We start from the raw sequence: 20352 nt of genomic DNA, 5'->3' as shown, positions 1-20352 counted from the left end.
GAGGGTGCCGGCCCCGTCCGCGTGCTGGTCCGCGGCGGGAGCGCACGTCAGGACGGGTCGCGCAGCACGACGCCGGCGGCCGCGAAGCGAACCAGCTCGTCGCCGTGCAGCAGGCGGGCCGGGGCGGGCAGCGAGCGCACCGCGCGCCCCAGCGCCGGGTCGGCCAGCAGCGCGGGGTCGTCCGTGGCGGCCAGCACCACGTTCCCGTAGCCCCGCCCCCGGAGCAGCCCGGGCTCGGCGACGACCGCGACGTCGGCGAACAGCTCCCGCAGCGTCGCCGCCTCGGAGCGCGCGAGCGTGAGCGGCGCGCGGTCGGCGCAGTTGACGAGGTACACCCCGCCGACGCGCAGCACGCGCCGCACCTCGCGGGCCATCTCGAGGGTGCACACGTGGGCGGGGGTGCGGTCCCCGGCGAAGACGTCCCGCACGACGACGTCCGCGCGCTGCGCCCCGAGCTGCTCGACGACGGCGCGGGCGTCGCCGGTGCGCACCCGCAGGGCGGGGGAGCGCGGGAGGTCGAACCAGCCCCGCACGAGCTCGGGGAGCGCCGGGTCCAGCTCGACGGCGAGCTGGTGCGAACCTGGCCGGGCCGCGTCGAGCGCACGGGGGAGCGCGCAGGCACCGGCCCCCAGGTGCACGACGTCGAGGGGGCCCTCGGGGAGCCGCTCGACCACGGCGGCCATCTGCTGCATGTACTCGAAGACCAGGACGCGCGGGTCCGCCAGGTCCAGGTAGGAGCTCGGCACGCCGTTGACGAGCAGCGTGACGCCGTCCGGGTCGTCGGGGTCCGGGACCACCTCCACCGTGCCGGTCGGGACCTCCACCGGCCCCGACGGCCACCGGGGGCCCGTCCGCCCCGTTCCCGGTCGTGTCGGTGGGCGGTGGGAGGATCGGGTCACCCGGCCACGGTACGCACCGTGCCTCGCGGTGTGCCGGAGCGGCACGGCGGCTCGCGAGAGCGCCGGAGCCGTCCCTGCCGGTGGGAGCGATCGACGGGCCGGAGGGCTTGCATCGTTCGAACAGGTGTTCGATGATGGTGGGACGACGACGGCGCCCGACGGGGCGGGGACGAAGGAGGCGGTGACGATGGTGACGACGGTCCGCAGCGCCCCGCTGTCCGGTCGCGTGCACGACCTCCTGGGCCGCGCCGACGCCGAGCTGCTCGCCGCGCAGTTCTCCCCGGAGGCCTGGGAGCGGTTCTCGCACGCCCACCTCGCCGCGCTGCGCGCGGCCGCCGCGGTGGTCGCTCACCGTGGCCGCCCGGCCGGGCGCGGGGCCCCGCGCACCGTCTGGGGCATGCTCGAGCGCGTCGAGCCGGCGCTCGCCGCGTGGGGCCAGTTCTTCGCCGACGGCGCCGCGCTGCGGTCGGCCGTGGAGGCGGGGCGGTTCGACGCGGTCGACGACGCCCGGGCCGAGAGCACGCTGTGCGCGGCCGAGGACTTCCTCGACGAGGCGCGCCGGCTGCTCGAGTCCGACGCGACCCGTGCCGTCGAGGTCGAGCGGCGCGCCTCGTGAGCGCGCCGTGAGCCGAGGCCCGCGGTCGGACGCGGCGCGGCGCGACTGGGGCACCCAGGAGGACGGCTGCTCGATCCTGCACGTGGACATGGACGCCTTCTTCGCGTCCGTCGAGCTCGCGCGGCGCCCGCAGCTGCGCGGGCTGCCGGTCATCGTCGGCGGCGCGCAGCGCGGCGTGGTGCTGGCGGCGACCTATGAGGCGCGCGCGTACGGCGTGCACTCGGCGATGCCCATGGCGGCGGCCCTGCGGCTGTGCCCGCAGGCGGTCGTCGTGCCGCCGGACCACCACGCGTACCGCGAGGTGTCGGCCGGCGTCATGGAGATCCTCGGCTCGGTGACTTCGCTCCTCGAGCAGGTCTCGGTGGACGAGGCGTTCCTCGACGTGAGCGGGGCGCGCCGACGGCTCGGCCCGCCGACAGCGATCGCCGCCGAGATCCGGCGGCAGGTGCAGGCCCGGTACGGCATCACGTGCTCGGTCGGCATCGGCGCCACCAAGTTCGTCGCCAAGCTCGCGTCGGGGCACGCGAAGCCCGACGGCGTCCTGCTGGTGCCGAAGGCGGCGACCGTGGAGTTCCTCCACGTGCTCCCCGTCGGCGCGCTGTGGGGCGTGGGTGAGCGCACGCAGCAGGCCCTCGAGCGCTGGGGCATCCGCACGGTGGCGGAGCTGGCGCACAACGACGTGCAGGTCGTCGAGCGCGCCGTCGGGCGGGCAGCAGGCCGCCACCTGCACGACCTGTCGTGGGGGCGGGACCCGCGCCCGGTCGAGCCCACGCGGGAGGAGCGCTCGATCGGCGCGGAGGAGACGTTCGTCACCGACGTCGACGACCTCACGGTGGTCGAGGCGAAGGTGCGGGAGCTCGCCGACCGCTGCGCCTCGCGCCTGCGCTCGCGCTCGCTCATGGGCCGGACCGTGACGCTGAAGGTGCGCTCGAGCGACTTCCGCACGCTGACCCGGTCGCGAACGCTGGACAGCCCGACGGACGTCGGCCGGGAGATCTACCTCCACGCGCGGGACCTGCTCGCGGGCGTGGACCTCGAGGGACTGCCCGTCCGGCTCGTGGGCGTGCGTGTCGAGGGCCTCGGCAGCGCGGCGCAGGCGGTGCGGCAGCCGACGCTCGACGAGGCGGTGCTGGAGCGGGACGACGCGCGACGCGAGGCCGAGATCGCCATGGACCGCGTGCGCGAGCGGTTCGGACGGTCGGCGATCAGCGCTGGGGCGGGTGACGTCCGGCCGGACGGGACGCGCTCGACTACCACCTTCGTTCCCGCGGATCTATCCTGAACCTGGAACACGGCACACCTCAGGACATGGGAGTCGGGATGCCTCTCTCCGAGTACGAGCAGCGCGTCCTCGAGCAGATGGAGCGAGCGCTCACGTCTGACGACCCGCGGCTCGCCAACACGCTGACCCAGCGGGGTCGACGATCCGTCAGCCGGTATGTCGTCGCCGGCCTCGGCGCGGTCGTCGGGCTCCTGCTCCTCGTGGTCGGCGCGGCTCAGAGCCTCCCGCTGCTCGGGGTGATCGGCTTCGTCGTCATGTTCGCCGCCGTGGCCTTCGCGTTCGCCAACCCGCGGCGCCGGGAGGGACCGCAGGGCGTGGTCCAGGCCGACGGGCAGGTCCGTCCCGCGGCTGCGCGCCAGAAGAGCACGCACCGCGGTTTCATGTCGCGCCTCGAGGAGCGGTGGGACCGCCGGCGCGAGGGCGGCGCCTGATCCACCTCGGCTCTCCGTCCGCACCACGCGTGGTGGACGAGCGCCCGGTAGGCGCGAGCCCCTCTCACGGCGGTCCGCGGCTGGCCGTTGCGCCTCAACGCGGGCGCGCGCCCGGGCTCACCACCCACGCCGCGCGGGCGCTCCGCGCCGACGAGCCGCCGACGACGCACCCGACGCTTAGCCGACCGGCGTGGGCGCCTCCGGCCGCGGCTGCTTCGTCCGCCTCGCCTCGTCCACGGTGCGGACCACCACGTCCACCCAGCCGGCGAGCGCGCCCGGCTCCAGCCGAGGCTCGCGCGGCGAGTACCGCTCGACCTCGACCGCGGTCGCGATGGCGCGCAGCGCGGACACCGCCTCGTCGTCGAGGGCGACGCCGGTGCTCTCCTCCACCCGCTCGCGCACGCGCGCGACCGAGTCGCGCGGCGTGGTCGCGTCGGTCCAGGTGACGCCCTTCGCGGCGAGCCGCGCGCGCAGGCGCGCCCAGGCCTGCTCGGGCGTGAGCTCGAGCGCCTGGCGCGAGCGCCGCCGCACCAGCACGAGCGCCGCGAGCCCCGCGACGACCAGCACCGCCGCGGCCGTGATGCCGATCGGCCACCACGACGACTCCTCCGCCTGCGCGCCGGGCGTCGGGCCCTGCGGGTCCTCCTCGGGGGCGGAGGTCGCCCCCGAGGTCGGAGCACCCTGCGGAGCGCGGTTGTCGTCGACGTCCTCGGGAGCCGAGACGTTCGCGAAGGGGTCGCTCCACGCGGGCGGCGCACCGGTCTGCACGGCGGGCGTCGGCTCGAACCGGACCCACCCGAAGTCCTCGAAGTACAGCTCGGGCCAGGCGTGGGCCTCCTTGCCGGTGACGACGCGCGAGCCGTCCTCGGCGGTGTCGCCCGGCAGGAAGCCGACGCCCACGCGCGAGGGGATGCCGAGGGTGCGGGCCATCACCGCCATCGTCGTGGCGAACTGCACGCAGTAGCCGCGTCGCGACTGCAGGAAGTCCCAGACGGCGTCACCGCTGCGCGAGGGCGCGACCCGGGTGTCGTAGGTGAAGTTCGTGGTCGAGCGCAGGTAGGTCTGCAGGTTCATCGCCTGCGCGTAGGGCGTCGCCGCGCCGTCGGCGATCTCGCGCGCTCGTGCGGCGACGTCCTGCGCGTGCTCCGTCGCGGGCAGGGCCAGCGAGGCGCCCTGGTCGCCCGGGTCGCCGATCGCGGCGCCCTCCAGGTCGTCGGCGGTGAGCGAGGGGATCTCCGTCACCATCGTGTACCGCATGCCCGAGCGCGTCGGCGCGGAGCCCGTGACGGCGTCCAGCGCCGAGTCGTACTGCCAGGCGCCGGGCGCGTCGAGCGTGCGCGGGAACGTCGGGACGGGCAGCCGGCGGTCGGAGAGCGCCTCGACGCGCACGGCGACGCGGGCGAGGGTCGCCCCGGTGGACTCGCGCGGCTCGCGGCCGAGGCTGGCGCCCGGGCCCAGCAGCGTGGCGTCCGTGTCGACGGGCACCGTCTCGACCGAGGGCGTCGGCCGCCACTCGCGTCCGTCGAACTCGGTGAGCGTGGTGGCGCGCAGCGGCCCCAGCGTGGCGGCCGTGACGGCCCGGCTCCCGGCGGTCGCGGAGGCGCTCGGCGCGGGCGTGGCGTCGTCCGCCGCCGGCTCGTCCTCGCCGATCCCGGAGACGCGGTAGCGCAGCACGACCTGGCCGGTCTGGTTGCCCAGGCTCTGGCGCATGTCGAGGCTCGTGTCGATGGCGACCGGCCCGACCGCACCCTGGCCGAACGTGGGCAGGCCCCACGCGGACCAGCTCGGGACGAGCGCGACGATCGGCGCGAGCGCGAGGGTGAGGACCACCACGGCAGCGGACGAGCCGAGGGCGACGCGTGAGCGGTCCGCCCGCGCCGCTCCCCGGGTGGCCGCCGGCGCGGACGAGACGGCGAGCACGAGCAGGTAGCACAGGCCCGCGACGCCGGCGGCGAGCGCGGGCGCCGGGAAGCCGAGCAGGACGGTCGGGAGCCAGAGCGTGACGAGCGCCAGCCCGGACCACGCGGGGTGGCCGAGCGCGACGGTGAGGTCGGCCGCGAGCAGCACGAGCAGCGCGCCGACCACGACGACGAGCTCGGTGGACCGGGTGACGGTCATCGGCACGGTCGAGTCGTTGATGGCCGTCACGGCCTCGCCCCACAGGGCGGTCGTCCGCTCCCAGGACCCGAGGTCCGGCACGAGCTGCACGCGGCCCGGCGGCGCCCCGTAGCGGACGAGGACCGCCGCGGCCGCGACGACCAGCCCGACGGCGGTCGGCGCGAGCAGGGCACGCGTGGCCGCGCGGACCCCCGCGAGCACCGCGGCGAGACCGATGACCGCCAGGCACGTGACGACGGCCCACGCGCCGGGCGCGAGCAGGTTGCGCAGCGCGAACACGCTCGCGCAGGTCGCCGCCGCGAGCAGCCCGGTGGCGAGGGCCGCGCGCCAGCCGCGCAGGGGCGCCGCCGCGCTCATCGGGCGGACCCGAGCAGTCGCAGCCAGCACCGCATCACGTCCTCCCCGGGGGTGACGCCGCATGCGCGCCACCCCGCGCGGCGCAGCGCCCGGATCGTCGCCTCGGCCTCGCGGGCCGCCTGGGGCGACGTGCCGTCGGTGCGCACCATCGCCCAGCCCTGGGCGGTGTCGGCGACGTGCGCGAGCGCCTGCTGGCCCCGCGCCCCGAGCGGCCCGAGCACGGCCAGGACGATCTCGCCGCCCGCGTCGGTGTTCTCGAGCAGGTGGGTCGCCCCGAGGAGCTGCTCCTCCGCCTCGAACGCCGAGCCGGCGGCCTGCAGGTCGATCGTCTCGTCGAGCAGCCGGGCGCGCGCCGAGTCGCTGCGCGCGTGCACGAAGGACAGGCCGGGGGCGGAGATGGTCGCGGCCGCGCGCGTCGTCGAGGAGCCCAGCCAGCGCACGGGGTGCCCCGACTCCAGCATGGCGAGAGCCATCGACGCGGCGAGCGAGATGGTCCACTCCAGCGACGCCCCGCGCATCGGCAGGTCCATGAGCACCGAGACCGGACGCATGCCCGCGCGCTCGTCGGAGCGCACCACGAGGTCGCCGCGGCGGGCGCTGCTGCGCCAGTGCACGCGGCGCAGGTCGTCGCCCTCGCGGTAGTCGCGCAGGGCCGCGTCGTCCGTCGAGGGCGAGCGCGCGCCGAGGGCGACCCGGTCCGGCTCGCCCACGAGCACGTCGTTCGGCGCGGGCAGCGGCACGACCGTGGGCCAGACGGCCACCTCGGCCTGCTCGCCGAGCAGCGCGGTCGTGCGCACGGTGCCGAACACGTCGCCGTGGGTGACGACGAGCGGGCCGACGGGCCAGCGACCCCGTCGGGCGGCCTGCACGCCGTAGCTCACCGTCACGGTGTCGAGCTCGCGCGTCACGCGCGCGCGCAGGGCCTGGCCGCCGGACAGCTCCGCGGCCGCCTGCTCCGAGAACCGCAGGCCGCTGAGCCGGGTGCGCGCCGAGCGGTCGCGCGCGCGGATCCGCACGGCCACGTGCAGCTGCTCGTGGGCGTGCACCGGGTTCGGGACGACGTCGCGCGTGACCGCCAGGCGGTGCCGGCTGCGCGCCGGGTCGCGCAGCGAGACCACGACGAAGGCGGCGACGACCACGACGACCGGCAGCAGGCCCAGCCGGACGAGGTCGACCGCGCCCAGACCGAGGCCGATCTGGACGAGGACCACGCCGGCGGCGAGCAGTCCCCAGCCGCGAGCCGTCGGACGCGCGCGCATCAGCGGCTCGTGTGCCCCGTCGGCACGGGCAGGGGCACGCGCGCGACGACGTCGGCCACGATGTCGTCGGTGCTGCGCCCCGACAGGCGGGACTCCGTGCTGGGCAGCAGGCGGTGGGCGAGCACCGGGACCGCGAGCCGCTGCACGTCGTCGGGCAGGACGTGGTCCCGGCCCTCCATGGCCGCGAAGGCCTTGGCGGCGCGCAGGAGCTGGATCGCGGCGCGGGGGGAGGCGCCGAGCCGCAGGGCCTGGTCCTCCCGCGTCGCGGTGACGAGGTCGACGACGTACCGCTTGACGCCGGGTGCGGCGTACAGGCGCCGTGCGTGGTCGACGAGCGTCCCGATCTGCACCGCGTCGGTGACGGGCTTGAGCGTCGCCAGCGGGTCGGACTGCTCCTGGTTGTCCAGCATGGCGAGCTCGGACTCGACGCTCGGGTACCCCACGGTGAGGCGCGCCATGAAGCGGTCGCGCTGCGCCTCGGGGAGCGGGTACGTGCCCTCCATCTCCACCGGGTTCTGCGTCGCGACGACGAGGAACGGCCGGGGGAGCGGGTAGGTCTGGCCGTCGACCGTGGCCTGGGCCTCCTGCATGCACTCGAGCAGCGCGGACTGCGTCTTGGGCGAGGCGCGGTTGATCTCGTCGCCGATGACGATGTGGGCGAACACCGGGCCCGGGCGGAACTCGAACTCGCTGGTCTGGGTGCGGAAGATGTTGACGCCGGTGAGGTCGCTCGGCAGCAGGTCGGGCGTGAACTGGATGCGCCCCACGGAGCAGTCGATCGTCCGGGCGAGCGCCTTGGCCAGAGTCGTCTTGCCGACGCCGGGCACGTCCTCGAGGAGCAGATGACCCTCGGCGAGGAGCACCGCGAGCGTCACGCGGACCAGCTCGGTGCGGCCGGTCACCACCGTCTCGATGCTCTCCCGCATCCGGGTCGTCGTCGAGACCAGCTCGTCGAGCTCGCTCGACGACGGGACAGCCTGCAGCATCGCGCCTCCTCGTGGCAGTGGCCTCCGAGCCTACGGTCCCGGGCGGCGCCGGGGCACCGCTCGCCGGACACTTCGCCCGCCTGCCCCTGCCGGGCCCTACGAGACAGTGTCGCGGCGGGTTCACGTCGCGGCACGCCGCGCGAGCCGACAGGCGTCCACCCGCGTCCCCCCCACTTCCCTCCACCCCGTGTCGCGCCGAGGTCCCCACCGGCACCCGACGCGTGTCCGGTTACGCCCCGTGTGTGCCGATCTGTCCGAGCGCGCGACTGCGACGCGGCCCGGCTGACACGCCGATCGAACGCCGGCCCGGACATTCCCTCCACCTTCCTCCACCGCCTCTGACCTGCACGTTCATGCCGTTCTTCCGGGTGAAAACGCCCCTTCGGAGGCGCGCGGTGGAGGGAAGTGGAGTACCGTGGAGGCACGTGGTGAGGAGGGGAGCCGCACCACGGCCCGGTGGGGAAGGAGGCGCGGTGAACGAGACGTCGGCCGCGCTCTTCGGCTCGGCCGTGCCGTTCCTCGGGACCTACACCCCGCGGCTCGACGACAAGGGGCGGCTGATCCTGCCCGCGAAGTTCCGTGGCCAGCTCGCACCCGGGCTGGTGATGACCCGAGGGCAGGAGCGGTGCCTCTTCCTGCTCCCGATCGACGAGTTCCGGCGCATGCACGACCAGCTGCGCCAGGCGCCCGTCACGAGCAAGCAGGCGCGCGACTACCTGCGCGTCTTCCTGTCCGGGGCCAGCGACGAGCTGCCCGACAAGCAGGGCCGGATCTCGATCCCCCCGATGCTGCGCCGGTACGCGGGCCTCGACCGCGACGTCGCGGTCATCGGGGCCGGGACCCGGGTGGAGATCTGGGACCTCCAGGCCTGGGAGTCCTACCTGGAGGAGCAGGAGTCCGGCTACGCGGACACCACCGAGGAGGTCTTCCCGAACGGTCCCTTCTAGACCCTGTCGGCTCCCCGCCGGCCCCTCGCAGCTCCCCACCTGCACCGCACGACCCGCACCACCCGCACGACCCGACGAGCACGACGAGCACGACAGCAGCACGAGGCCACGATCTCCCGCCCGGCGAGATCTCCTCCCGTCCTTCCTGGCGCACTTCCCCGGTGCCAGAGGGCCGGTGGGGGATCTGGTCGGACGGCGGAGGGGCCGCCCGACCACCAGCCTGGGAGCGACGCATGGACCAGCAGGACGACGCCGCGCGGCGGCACGCGCCCGTCCTGCTGGAGCGCGTCCTGGAGCTCCTGGCGCCCGCGCTGCAGGCGCCCGACGCGGTGATGGTGGACTCGACGCTCGGCATGGGCGGCCACACGGAGGGCGTCCTGCGGGCGTTCCCGCACGTCCGGGTCGTCGGCCTCGACCGGGACACGCAGGCGCTGGAGCTCGCGGGCCGCCGCCTCGCGCCGTTCGGCGAGCGGTTCACCGGCGTGCACGCGGTCTACGACGAGATCCGCGACGTCCTGGACCGCCTCGGCCACCCGCACGTGCAGGGCGTCCTCATGGACCTGGGCGTCTCGTCGCTGCAGCTCGACGAGGCCGAGCGCGGCTTCGCCTACGCGCAGGACGCGCCGCTCGACATGCGCATGGACGCGACCCGCGGCCTGACCGCCGCGGAGGTCCTCAACACCTACGAGGAGCGCGAGCTCGTGCGCATCCTGCGGCAGTACGGCGAGGAGCGCTTCGCCCCGCGCATCGCGCGCAACGTCGTGGCGGCGCGCACGCGCGCCCCGCTCACGCGGACTGCCGAGCTCGTGGACATCGTCCGCGCGAGCATCCCCGCTGCGGCCCGCCGCACGGGCGGGCACCCGGCGAAGCGCACGTTCCAGGCGCTGCGCATCGAGGTGAACGCCGAGCTGGAGGTGCTCGAGCGGGCGGTGCCCGAGTCCATCGAGGCGCTGGCCGTCGGCGGCCGGATCGTCGTCGAGGCGTACCAGTCGCTCGAGGACCGCATCGTCAAGCGCGCGTTCGTCCGCGGCGCCACGCCGAGCGCTCCGGTCGACCTGCCCGTCCTGCCCGACACGCACCAGCCGTACCTGCGGCTCGTCACCCACGGCGCGGAGGAGGCCGACGAGGCCGAGCTCGCCCGCAACCCGAGGTCCCAGTCCGTCCGGCTGCGCGCCGCCGAGCGCGTGCGACCCACCCCCGATCACCTGCGCACCACCAGGAGGGCCGCATGAGCGCCGCCACCGCCTACCGAGCCCCTGCCGCCCCGACGACGCCGGCGCCGGCGCCGCGCCCCCGCCGGGACGACGCGCCGCGGCTGCGCGTCGTGCGCGCGCCGCAGCAGGCACGAACTCGCGTGCCCTTCGTCGTGGCGTGCATGGCGGTGCTCGGCGCGGCGCTACTGTCGGCGCTGCTCCTCAACACCCAGATGGCGTCCGCGGCGTACGAGAAGTTCGACCTCTCGAACGAGCTCGGCCGCCTCCAGCAGGACCAGAAGGACCTCATGGCAGAGCTCGACGCGAAGGCCTCGCCCGACCAGCTCGCCGAGGCCGCCAAGGCCCTCGGCCTGGTGCCCGCGGCGAACGTCGGCTGGGTGCGCCTGTCGGACGGCACGGTGCTGGGGACCAAGGGATGACGCCTCCCGTCCGGACCGACCCGGCGGCGCGGCCCACCCGCGGCGGTCCGGTCGCCGGACGGGCGGACGGCCGCGGTAACGCGGCGCCCCCCGCACGGACGTCGGCGGCGCGCCGGGTCGTGACCGTGCCGCCTCCCGCGCCCCGCTCGGGCTCCCGGGCGCGGATGCGGTTCGTCACGGTCGCGCTGGTGGTCGTCCTGGCCGTGTTCGCCGGGCGCCTCGTGTACGTGCAGGGGCTGCACGGCAGCGCGATCGCGGCGCAGGCGCGGGACGCGCGGCTGAAGTCGGTGAGCCTGCTCGGCACGCGCGGCTCGATCACCGACGCGAACGGCGTCGCCCTGGCCTCGTCCGTCGAGCGCTACGACATCTCGGTCAACCAGCAGCGGATCGACCTGTACCGGGGCCGTGGCGAGCGGCCCGACGGCGTGCTGGGCGCGGCGCAGGTGCTCGCCCCGGTGCTCGACATGGACGTCAAGGAGCTCGGCGGTCTGCTCGTCGGCACCCGCAGCTTCAAGTACCTCAAGAAGGGCGTCGAGCCGTCGGTCGCGCGCGAGGTGCGGGCGCTGGGCCTCGACGGCATCAACGTCGACAAGGTCGCCGAGCGGGTGTACCCGAACGGCAACCTCGCGGGCAACGTCGTGGGCTTCGTCAACTCGGCTGGCCTCGGGCTCGCGGGGCTCGAGGCCACGCTCGACGACCGCCTGGCCGGCAAGCCGGGCGAGGAGGTCTACGAGGGCGGCGCCAAGGCGCAGCCGATCCCCGGCGGCTACCAGCAGGGCACGGCCGCGCGGGACGGGGACAGCGTGCGGCTCACGCTCCTGTCGGACGTGCAGTGGCGCGCCCAGTCCGACCTGGAGGAGGCGCTCGACAAGACGGGCGCCGACTCCGGCTCGGTCGTGGTGTGGAAGGTCAAGACCGGCGAGCTGCTCGCTCTCGCGGACTCCGGCACCGTGGACCCGAACGACCCCGGCACCTCGACGGGCTCGCTGACCAGCTCGGTGTCCGACGTCTTCGAACCGGGCTCGACCGGCAAGGTCATCACGATGAGCGCGGCGCTCGAGGAGGGGCTCGTCACCCCGACGACGCGCTTCCGGGTGCCCGACACGATCACGACGGACAACAACCAGACGTTCCACGACGCGGAGCCCCACCCGGTGGAGCGCCTGACGGCGACGGGCGTGCTCGCCCGGTCGTCGAACGTGGGCACGATCGACATCGGCGAGCAGCTGACGGTCAAGCAGCGCCACCAGTGGCTCAAGCGGTTCGGCTTCGGGCAGGAGACGGGCATCGAGCTGCCGGCCGAGTCGGCGGGTCTGCTGAACCCCTACCAGGAGTGGGACGGCCGCTCGAAGTGGGCCGTGCTCTACGGGCAGTCGGTCTCGGTGACCGCGATCCAGGCGGCGCAGGTCTTCGCGACGGTGGCCAACGGCGGCGTGCGCGTCCAGCCGCACATCATCGCGGGGTGGACGTCGCCGGACGGCACCTACCACCCCGCCGAGAAGCCGGCGACGACGCGGGTCGTGTCGGAGAAGACCGCGGACACGGTGCTCAAGATGCTCAACTCGGTCGTCGACGACGGGACCGGCAGCAAGGCGGCCATCCCCGGGTACCAGGTCGCCGGCAAGACGGGCACCGCGGAGAACTGGGTCAACGGCCACAAGGGCATCACGGCGTCGTTCATCGGGGCCGTGCCGGCCGAGGACCCGGAGATCGTGGTCGCGGTGATCCTGCACAACCCCGAGTCGTCGATCTTCGGTGGCGTCGTGGCCGCCCCCGTGTTCAGCGACGTCGCGGGCTTCACGCTCGGCGAGCTCGGCGTCGCGCCGTCGGGCAAGGCCACCAAGCTCTACCCGACGACGTGGTGACCGGGCGGGGGCGCGGGGCGGACCGGGGTAGATTCTCACCCATGACCTCGCCTGCCCGGATGCGCCCGACGCGTCCGGCGGCCCACCGGGTCGCCGACCTCGCTGACCAGCTCGCGCTGGACCTCACCGGAGCCTCGCCCGACGGGGTCGAGGTCACCGGCGTGAGCCTGACCAGCGCCGACATCGAGCCGGGCGACCTGTTCGCCGCGCTCGCCGGTGCGAAGGCCCACGGCGCCCGGTTCGCCGCCACCGCCGTCGACTCCGGCGCGACCGCCGTGCTCACCGACCCCGACGGGGCCGCCCTGCTCGCCGACGAGGGCGTGTCCGCGCGCGTCCCCGTGCTCGTCGCGCCGGACCCCCGCGCCGTGGTCGGCCCGCTCGCCGCCCAGGTGCACGGGCACCCGGCCGAGCGGCTCGTCACGGTCGGCGTCACCGGCACCAACGGCAAGACGACGACGACGTACTTCACCGACGCAGCGCTGCGCGCCGTCCACCCCACGACCGTGCTGCTCGGCACCGTCGAGGCGCGGATCGGCACCGAGTCGCTGCCGGCCAAGCGCACGACGATCGAGGCGCCGGCCCTGCAGGCGGTGCTCGCCCGCGCGCTGGAGCTCGGCGCCGGCTCGGTCGCCATGGAGGTCTCGTCGCACGCGCTCGTGCTCGGGCGCGTGCGCGGGACGGTGTTCGACGTCGCGGGCTTCACGAACCTCCAGAAGGAGCACCTCGACTTCCACGGGGACATGGAGGGCTACTTCCGCGACAAGAAGCGGCTCTTCCAGCCCGAGCAGGCGCGCCGGGGCGTCGTCCTGGTCGACGACGAGTGGGGGCGGCGGCTGGCCGTCGAGTCCGCGATCCCGGTGGAGACGGTGTCGACGTACGTCGGCTCCGACGCCTCGGCGACGGCCGACTGGGTCGTCGAGTCGATCGTGCCCTCGGGTGCCGGCTCGGCCTTCGTGCTCCGCGCGCCGGACGGCGTGCGGCACGGGGCGACCGCCCCGCTGCCGGGGCAGTTCAACGTCTCGAACGCCGCGCTGGCGATCGTCCTCGCGCACGCCGCCGGGGTGCCGCTGGACGCGGCGATCGGCGCCGTGGCGCAGGCGGGGGACGTGCCGGGCCGGATGGAGCGCGTCGTCGAGCGCGGCGACGGCATGCCGCTGTGCCTCGTCGACTTCGCGCACACGCCCGACGCCATGGTGCTGGCCATCGAGGCGGTCCGTCCGATGACCCCCGGGCGCCTGTTCCTCGTCTTCGGCTCCGACGGCGAGCGTGAGGCCACCAAGCGACCCGTGCTCGGCGAGATCGCGGGCCGGCTCGCGGACGTCGTCATCGTCACGGACGAGAACCCGCGCTCCGAGGTGCCGGCCGACATCCGGGGGCAGATCCTGTCCGGTGTGCGCCGCAGCCGGCCCTCGATGCAGGACGTGGTCGAGGCCACCACGCGCACGCAGGCCATCCGCGACGCCCTCGCCATGGCGGAGGAGGCCGACACGGTCCTCGTCACCGGCAAGGGCCACGAGCCGCACCAGGAGATCGCCGGCGTGTTCCACCCCTACAACGACCGTGACGTCCTGCGGGCCGTGCGTGACGAGCGTCTGAGCGGGCTGAGCGCGTGATCGCGCTGACGGCGGCCGAGATCGCGGCCGCGACGGGCGGTGCGCTGCGCGCGCAGGGCGACGAGCCGGTGCTCGTGCACGGCGCGGTGGTCACGGACTCCCGTGCCGTGGAGCGGGGCGGGCTGTTCGTCGCGCTGCCCGGCGAGCACGTCGACGGGCACGACTACGCGGCCACCGCGGTCGAGGGCGGCGCCGCGCTCGTGCTCGCGGCTCGTCCCGTGCACGCGGCCGACGGCACCGAGCTGCCCGCCGTCGTCGTCGACGACGTCCAGCGCGCGCTCGGCGACCTCGCGCGCGACGTGCTCGCGCGCCTGCGCGAGGCGGCGGTCGAGCCGGGCGGCACGCCGCTGCGGGTCGTGGGCGTGACGGGCTCGGTGGGCAAGACGACGACGAAGGACCTGCTCGCGCAGCTGTGCGCCGCCGCCGGGCCGACGGTCGCGCCGGTGCGCTCGTTCAACAACGAGGTCGGCATGCCGCTGACCGTCCTGCGCGCCGACGAGCAGACCGAGTACCTCGTGCTGGAGATGGGCGCGAGCGGTCCCGGCCACCTCGACTACCTGACCTCGATCGCGCCGCCCGACGTCTCGGTCGTGCTCGCGGTCGGGCACGCGCACCTGGGCGGCTTCGGCGGGATCGAGGCCGTCGCGCGTGCCAAGTCGGAGATCGTGCAGGGCCTGCTGCCGGACGGGGTCGCCGTCCTCAACGCCGACGACCAGCGCGTCCTCGCGATGGCGGACCTCGCACCGGGCGAGGTGCTGACGTTCGGCACGAGCCCGTCGGCGACCGTCCGGGCGCTCGACGTCACGCTCGACCGCGCCGGGCGCGCGTCCTTCGTGCTGGCCGCGCAGGGCCGGACGGCCCCCGTGCAGCTGCGCCTCGTCGGCGAGCACCACGTGCACAACGCCCTCGCCGCCGCGACGACCTGCCTCGCGCTCGGGCTGGACTTGGCCGACGTGGCCGCGGGCCTGTCGGCGGCCGACGCGCTGTCGCCGCACCGCATGCACGTCGTCGACCGCCCGGACGGCGTGACCGTCGTCGACGACTCCTACAACGCGAACCCGGACTCCATGCGCGCGGCGCTCAAGGCGCTGGCCGTGCTGGCGGGCCGCGACCGGCGCTCGATCGCGGTCCTCGGCGAGATGCTCGAGCTCGGCCCGGGCTCGCGCGAGGCGCACGACGCGATCGGCCGCCTCGTCGTCCGGCTCAACATCGGGCTCACCGTCGTCGTGGGGGAGGGCGCGCGGGCGATCCGCGACGGCGCCAACCACGAGGGCAGCTGGGGCGACGAGGTCGTGCTCGCCGACGACGTCGACGCGGCGGCCGCGTTCCTGGAGCAGGAGGTCCGTCCCGGCGACGTCGTCCTGGTGAAGTCGTCGTTCGGGTCGGGGCTGTGGCGCCTCGGCGACCGGCTCACCGGCGCGGCGGAGGTGACCGGGTGAGAGCGGTCCTCATCTCCGGCGGCATCGCCGTCGTCCTGGCCCTGTTCGGCACCCCGCTGTTCATCCGCCTGCTGGTGCGCAAGCAGTACGGGCAGTTCATCCGCCAGGACGGCCCGACGGCGCACTACACCAAGCGCGGGACGCCGACGATGGGCGGCGTCGTCATCATCGGGGCGAGCGTCGTGGGCTGGCTCGGGGCGCTGCTCGTCACGGGGACCCGGCCGTCCGTCTCCAGCCTGCTCGTCATGTTCCTGTTCGTGGGGCTCGGCCTCGTCGGGTTCCTCGACGACTACATCAAGATCTCCCGTCAGCGCAGCCTGGGCCTGACGCCGACCGCGAAGATCGTGGGCCAGGGGCTGGTCGGCATCACGTTCGCCGTCGCGGCGCTGCAGTTCCCGAACGACCTGTTCCGCACGCCGGCCTCGACCCGGATCTCGTTCATCCGGGACACGAACATCGACCTGGCGTTCGCCGGGGCCACGATCGGGCTGATCCTGTTCGTCGTCTGGGCCAACTTCCTCATCACCGCGTGGTCGAACGCGGTGAACCTCACGGACGGGCTCGACGGGCTGGCGACGGGGACGTCGCTCATCGTCTTCGGTTCGTACGTCGTCGTGGCCGTGTGGCAGTTCAACCAGTCGTGCCAGATCCTCGCGTCGGCCGGGCCGAGCTGCTACGAGACGCGTGACCCGCTCGACCTCGCGGTCGTCGCGGCGGCGATCACGGGGGCCTGCTTCGGGTTCCTGTGGTGGAACGCGAGCCCGGCCAAGATCTTCATGGGCGACACGGGCTCCCTGGCCCTGGGCGGCGCGCTCGCCGGGCTGTCGATCCTCACCCGGACCGAGATCCTCGCCGTCATCATCGGCGGGCTGTTCGTGCTGGAGGTCGCCTCGAGCGTCATCCAGATCGGGTTCTTCAAGCTGACCGGCCGGCGCGTGTTCAAGATGGCGCCGCTGCACCACCACTTCGAGCTCGGCGGCTGGGGCGAGGTCACCATCGTGATCCGCTTCTGGATCATCGCCGGCCTGTTCGTCGCCCTCGGCGTCGGCATCTTCTACGCCGAGTGGGTGGCGGGCTGACCGTGGGTGCCGGGCCGCAGGAGGACCTGGACGGCGCGCGCGTCGTCGTCGCCGGGTACGGGATGTCGGGGCGCGCCGCCGAGCAGGTGCTGGCCGCACGGGGGGCGCGCGTCGTGCCGGTCGACGACCGCTCCGACGAGGTCATGGCGACCGACGAGCTGCTCGCGGGCGACGCGCTCGCGCGCACGGACCTCGTCGTCGCCTCGCCCGGGCTGCCGCCCCACCACCCCCTGCTGGTGGCGGCGGGCGAGCGTGGCGTGCCCGTGTGGAGCGAGGTCGAGCTCGCCTGGCGCCTGCGCGTGCCGCGCGCGTCCGGCGACGGCCCGGCGCCCTGGCTGGCGATCACCGGCACCAACGGCAAGACGACGACGACGGGGATGCTCGACGCGATCCTGCAGGCGGCCGGCCGCCGCTCCGCGGCGGTCGGGAACGTCGGCGTGCCGATCACCCTGATGGCGACCGACCCGCAGTGGGACGTGTTCGCGGTCGAGCTCGGCTCGCCGCAGCTGCACTTCACCCGCTCGATGTCCGCGCAGGCGGCCGCGGTGCTCAACATCGCGCCCGACCACCTCGACTGGCACGGCTCCTACGAGGCGTACGTCGCGGCGAAGGGGCGCGTGTTCGAGCGGGCCCAGGTCGCGTGCGTGTACAACAGCGCGGACCCGGTGACCGAGCAGCTCGTCCGGGACGCCGACGTGGTCGACGGCTGCGTCGCCGTGGGCTTCACCGCCGGCACCCCGCTCGTCGGCCAGGTCGGCCTGGTCGAGGACGTGCTCGTCGACCGCGGCTTCGCGCGCCTGCGGCACACCCACGCCGCCGAGCTCGCGACGCTCGCGGACCTCGCCGCGACGGCAGGGCCCGACGGGAGCGTGCCCCGGCACGTCGTCGAGAACGCGCTCGCCGCGGCGGCGCTGGCGCTCGCCCACGGCGTCGAGCCGGTCGACGTGCGCGACGGGCTGCGCGCGTTCACCCCGGCGGCGCACCGCATCGCCGTCGTCGGCTCGCTCGAGGGCGTCGCGTTCGTCGACGACTCGAAGGCCACCAACGCGCACGCGGCCGCGGCGGCCCTCGGCGGCTTCCCCGAGCGCAGCGTCGTGTGGGTCGCGGGGGGCGACGCCAAGGGGCAGCGGTTCGACGAGCTGGTGCAGGCCCGGCGCGACCGGGTGCGCGCGGTCGTCCTCGTCGGCGTCGACCAGGAGCCGATGCGCGACGCGCTCGCCCGACACGCACCCGAGATCCCCGTCTCCGAGGTCGAGCCCGGTGAGACTGGCACGGTGATGACCCGTGCCGTCGCCGAGGCGTACCGCGTCGCGCGGGCGTCGCTCGAGCAGCAGGGCGGCCCCGTCACGGTGCTCCTCGCCCCCGCGTGCGCGTCGTGGGACCAGTTCCGGTCCTACGCGCAGCGCGGCGAGGAGTTCGCCGCGGCGGCGCGCGCGCTGGGCGCGACGGCGTGACGGCGCCCGCGCGGGCAGGGGCGCGGGCGGACGAGGAGCGAGCAGAAGGGGGACGACCGTGACCGCGACGACCCCCGGGGAGCTCACCGCGGCCGACGAGCCGCGGCGCGGCTCCGCCCTCGGCCAGTGGAACAGCGCCGTGACGAGCTACTACGTGCTCGTCGGAGCGACCACCCTCCTGCTCGTCGTCGGGCTCGTCATGGTGCTCTCGTCCTCGAGCGTGGAGTCGCTCGACAAGGGCAACTCGCCGTACGCGGTGTTCCTCGACCAGGCGAAGTTCGCGCTCGTCGGCCTGCCGATCGCGTTCCTGCTCTCGCGCCTGCCGGTGCGGCTGTACAAGTCGCTCGCCTGGCCCGCGCTGCTCGGGGCGGTGGTCGCGCAGTCGCTCGTGTTCCTGGGGCTGGGCTGCGCCGCGGCGGGCGGCAACATGAACTGGATCTGCCTGCCGGGGGGCGTCACCGCGCAGCCCTCGGAGGCGATCAAGCTGGCGCTCGCGCTGTGGCTCGCGGCGGTGCTGGCGCGCAAGCAGCGCCTGCTGCACCGCTGGCAGCACGCCCTCATCCCGGCGGTGCCCGTCGCGGGGCTCGCGATCGCCGCCGTCCTGTACGGCCACGACCTCGGGACGAGCCTGGTCCTCATGCTGCTCGTGACCGGCGCGCTGTTCGTCGCCGGGGTCCCGCTGCGGCTGTTCGGGATCGCGGCGGTGCTCGCGGCGGCCGCCGCGGTGGCCCTCGCGCAGAGCTCGACGAACCGCATGGCGCGCATCGCCGTGTGGCTCGACTCCTCCAGCTGCAACCCCCAGGACGACTGCTACCAGACCCTGCACGGCGGGTGGGGGCTCGCGTCCGGCGGGTGGGGCGGCCTCGGCCTCGGGCAGAGCCGCGAGAAGTGGTCCTACCTGCCCGCGGCGCACAACGACTTCATCTACGCGATCCTCGGTGAGGAGCTGGGCTTGGTGGGCACGGTGCTGGTGCTGGCGCTGTTCGGGCTGCTGGCGTTCGCGATGATCCGCGTGATCCGCCGCCACCCCGACCCGTTCGTGCAGATCGCCACCGGCGCGATCCTGTTCTGGATCGTGGGGCAGGCGCTCATCAACATCGCCGTCGTCATCGGCCTCGCGCCCGTCACCGGCGTCCCGCTGCCGCTCGTCTCCGCCGGAGGGTCGGCGCTCATCATGACGCTGGCGGCGCTCGGCGTCGTCGTGGCCTTCGCGCGCTCCGAGCCGGGGGCGGCCGAGGCGCTCGCCGCGCGGCCCTCGGTGCTGCGCCGCTCGCTCGCCGTCATCGGGCGGGCCCGTGGCTGAGCCGCTGCACGTCCTGCTGGCCGGCGGCGGCACGGCGGGCCACGTCAACCCGCTGCTCGCCGTCGCGGACGAGGTCCGCCGCCGGCACCCGCACGCCCGGCTCACGGTGCTGGGCACGGCGGAGGGGCTCGAGGCGGACCTCGTGCCGGCGCACGGCCTGGACCTGCGCGTCCTGCCGCGCGTGCCGCTGCCCCGGCGCCCCTCCGTCGACCTCCTGCGCCTGCCCGGCCGGCTCCGCGACGCGGTCGCGGCGGCGGAGGCGGCGATCGACGAGGGGGTGGACGTCGTCGTCGGCTTCGGCGGCTACGTCTCGACGCCCGCCTACCTCGCGGCGCGCCGCCGCGGGGTGCCCGTGGTGATCCACGAGCAGAACGCCCGCCCCGGCCTCGCCAACCGGCTCGGGGCGCGCTGGGCGCACGCGGTGGCCGTCACCTTCCCAGGCACGCGCCTGCCGGGGGCGGTCGTCACGGGGCTGCCCCTGCGGGCGCCGGTCGCCCGGCTCGTCGAGGAGCGCCGGACGGACGCCGCGGGCCGCCGCGCGCTCGCCGCGCGCGAGCTCGGGCTCGACGCGGAGCGCGTGACGCTGCTCGTCACCGGCGGCTCACTCGGCGCGCTGCGGATCAACACGGCGGTGGCCGCCGCCGCGGCGGACCTGCTCGCCACGGGCGCCCAGGTGCTGCACCTGGCCGGCCGCGGCAAGGCCGACGCGGTGCGGGAGGCGGTCGCCGGGGTCCCCGGCGCCGAGCGCTACCAGGTGCGGGAGTACCTCACCGAGATGGAGCACGCGCTCGCCCTGGCCGACCTCGTGATCGGCCGCGCGGGGGCCGGGACGGTGTGCGAGCTCGCCGCGCTCGGGCTGCCCGCGGTCTACGTGCCGCTGCCGATCGGCAACGGCGAGCAGCGCCTCAACGCCGGGCCGGTCGTCGCCGCCGGCGGCGGCCTGCTGGTCGACGACGCGTCGCTCGACGCCGACTGGCTGCGCACGCACGTCCGGGTGCTGCTGGAGGGCCCCCGACGCCGCGGAGACCCGGCGCCGGATGGGCGCGGCGGCGGCGGGTGTCGGGGTGGCCG

The 20352-nt window shown here is 75.3% G+C and carries 17 protein-coding genes; 13 read left to right on the top strand and 4 right to left on the bottom strand.

The window, feature by feature from the left end:
* Nucleotides 1-47 precede the first annotated feature (47 nt).
* Nucleotides 48-824, bottom strand: a complete 777-nt coding sequence (locus tag HGCM_RS13925; RefSeq protein WP_019137444.1) for a spermidine synthase — start codon at nucleotides 822-824, stop codon at nucleotides 48-50.
* 262 nt (nucleotides 825-1086) lie between these two features.
* Between HGCM_RS13925 and HGCM_RS13920 the strand changes: the two genes are divergently transcribed.
* The 3 genes from HGCM_RS13920 to HGCM_RS13910 are packed head-to-tail and all read left to right on the top strand — an operon-like array spanning nucleotide 1087 to nucleotide 3228.
* Nucleotides 1087-1515, top strand: a complete 429-nt coding sequence (locus HGCM_RS13920; protein ID WP_147572855.1) for an SAV_6107 family HEPN domain-containing protein — start codon at nucleotides 1087-1089, stop codon at nucleotides 1513-1515.
* Nucleotides 1516-1522: 7 nt separating this feature from the next.
* Nucleotides 1523-2797 carry a DNA polymerase IV gene (locus HGCM_RS13915; RefSeq protein ID WP_040399874.1) on the top strand — a complete coding sequence of 425 codons (1275 nt, stop codon included), beginning with the start codon at nucleotides 1523-1525 and terminating at the stop codon, nucleotides 2795-2797.
* 38 nt (nucleotides 2798-2835) lie between these two features.
* The gene (locus HGCM_RS13910) at nucleotides 2836-3228 is read left to right on the top strand and encodes an SCO2097 family morphological protein (protein ID WP_019137441.1); all 393 of its coding nucleotides are present in this window, start codon (nucleotides 2836-2838) and stop codon (nucleotides 3226-3228) included.
* Between the two features lie 177 nt (nucleotides 3229-3405).
* Here the strand turns inward: HGCM_RS13910 and HGCM_RS13905 are convergent, their stop codons facing one another.
* The 3 genes from HGCM_RS13905 to HGCM_RS18360 are packed head-to-tail and all read right to left on the bottom strand — an operon-like array spanning nucleotide 3406 to nucleotide 7948.
* Nucleotides 3406-5703 (bottom strand): transglutaminase TgpA family protein, encoded by a 2298-nt coding sequence (locus tag HGCM_RS13905; RefSeq protein ID WP_147572853.1) that lies wholly within the window; start codon nucleotides 5701-5703, stop codon nucleotides 3406-3408.
* Nucleotides 5700-6962 (bottom strand): DUF58 domain-containing protein, encoded by a 1263-nt coding sequence (locus tag HGCM_RS13900; protein ID WP_019137439.1) that lies wholly within the window; start codon nucleotides 6960-6962, stop codon nucleotides 5700-5702. Before HGCM_RS13900 ends, HGCM_RS13905 begins: the two co-directional genes overlap by 4 nt.
* Nucleotides 6962-7948 (bottom strand): AAA family ATPase, encoded by a 987-nt coding sequence (locus HGCM_RS18360; RefSeq protein ID WP_019137438.1) that lies wholly within the window; start codon nucleotides 7946-7948, stop codon nucleotides 6962-6964. The genes HGCM_RS13900 and HGCM_RS18360 overlap by 1 nt, the downstream gene beginning before the upstream one ends.
* Before the next feature lie 473 nt (nucleotides 7949-8421).
* Here HGCM_RS18360 and mraZ point away from each other — a divergent pair, with 473 nt between their 5' ends.
* The 10 genes from mraZ to HGCM_RS18355 all read left to right on the top strand — a co-directional run.
* On the top strand, nucleotides 8422-8895 hold the full coding sequence (mraZ, locus tag HGCM_RS13890; protein WP_019137437.1) for a division/cell wall cluster transcriptional repressor MraZ: 474 nt from the start codon (nucleotides 8422-8424) through the stop codon (nucleotides 8893-8895).
* Between the two features lie 233 nt (nucleotides 8896-9128).
* Nucleotides 9129-10127: a 16S rRNA (cytosine(1402)-N(4))-methyltransferase RsmH gene (gene rsmH / locus HGCM_RS13885; RefSeq protein WP_019137436.1), complete on the top strand. Its 999-nt coding sequence runs from the start codon at nucleotides 9129-9131 to the stop codon at nucleotides 10125-10127.
* Nucleotides 10124-10528 (top strand): cell division protein FtsL, encoded by a 405-nt coding sequence (gene ftsL, locus HGCM_RS13880; RefSeq protein WP_019137435.1) that lies wholly within the window; start codon nucleotides 10124-10126, stop codon nucleotides 10526-10528. The genes rsmH and ftsL overlap by 4 nt, the downstream gene beginning before the upstream one ends.
* A 125-nt stretch (nucleotides 10529-10653) precedes the next feature.
* A complete protein-coding gene (locus tag HGCM_RS13875; RefSeq protein ID WP_246119462.1) occupies nucleotides 10654-12393 on the top strand; it encodes a peptidoglycan D,D-transpeptidase FtsI family protein in 1740 nt (579 codons plus the stop codon).
* Between the two features lie 41 nt (nucleotides 12394-12434).
* On the top strand, nucleotides 12435-14006 hold the full coding sequence (locus HGCM_RS13870; protein ID WP_019137433.1) for a UDP-N-acetylmuramoyl-L-alanyl-D-glutamate--2,6-diaminopimelate ligase: 1572 nt from the start codon (nucleotides 12435-12437) through the stop codon (nucleotides 14004-14006).
* A complete protein-coding gene (locus HGCM_RS13865) occupies nucleotides 14003-15445 on the top strand; it encodes a UDP-N-acetylmuramoyl-tripeptide--D-alanyl-D-alanine ligase (RefSeq protein ID WP_019137432.1) in 1443 nt (480 codons plus the stop codon). The genes HGCM_RS13870 and HGCM_RS13865 overlap by 4 nt, the downstream gene beginning before the upstream one ends.
* Nucleotides 15442-16524, top strand: a complete 1083-nt coding sequence (mraY, locus tag HGCM_RS13860; RefSeq protein WP_019137431.1) for a phospho-N-acetylmuramoyl-pentapeptide-transferase — start codon at nucleotides 15442-15444, stop codon at nucleotides 16522-16524. Before HGCM_RS13865 ends, mraY begins: the two co-directional genes overlap by 4 nt.
* A 62-nt stretch (nucleotides 16525-16586) precedes the next feature.
* Nucleotides 16587-17978, top strand: a complete 1392-nt coding sequence (gene murD, locus HGCM_RS13855) for a UDP-N-acetylmuramoyl-L-alanine--D-glutamate ligase (RefSeq protein WP_147573268.1) — start codon at nucleotides 16587-16589, stop codon at nucleotides 17976-17978.
* A 58-nt stretch (nucleotides 17979-18036) separates the two neighbouring features.
* Nucleotides 18037-19281 (top strand): putative lipid II flippase FtsW, encoded by a 1245-nt coding sequence (ftsW, locus tag HGCM_RS13850; protein WP_019137429.1) that lies wholly within the window; start codon nucleotides 18037-18039, stop codon nucleotides 19279-19281.
* Nucleotides 19274-20352: UDP-N-acetylglucosamine--N-acetylmuramyl-(pentapeptide) pyrophosphoryl-undecaprenol N-acetylglucosamine transferase (locus HGCM_RS18355; RefSeq protein WP_147573266.1), on the top strand; the 1079-nt coding region annotated here is incomplete at its 3' end. The genes ftsW and HGCM_RS18355, both read left to right, overlap by 8 nt.

Source organism: Cellulomonas massiliensis JC225 (genome assembly GCF_000312005.1).
Lineage (GTDB): Bacteria > Actinomycetota > Actinomycetes > Actinomycetales > Cellulomonadaceae > Cellulomonas > Cellulomonas massiliensis.
This window is presented reverse-complemented; position numbering and strand designations above follow the sequence as displayed.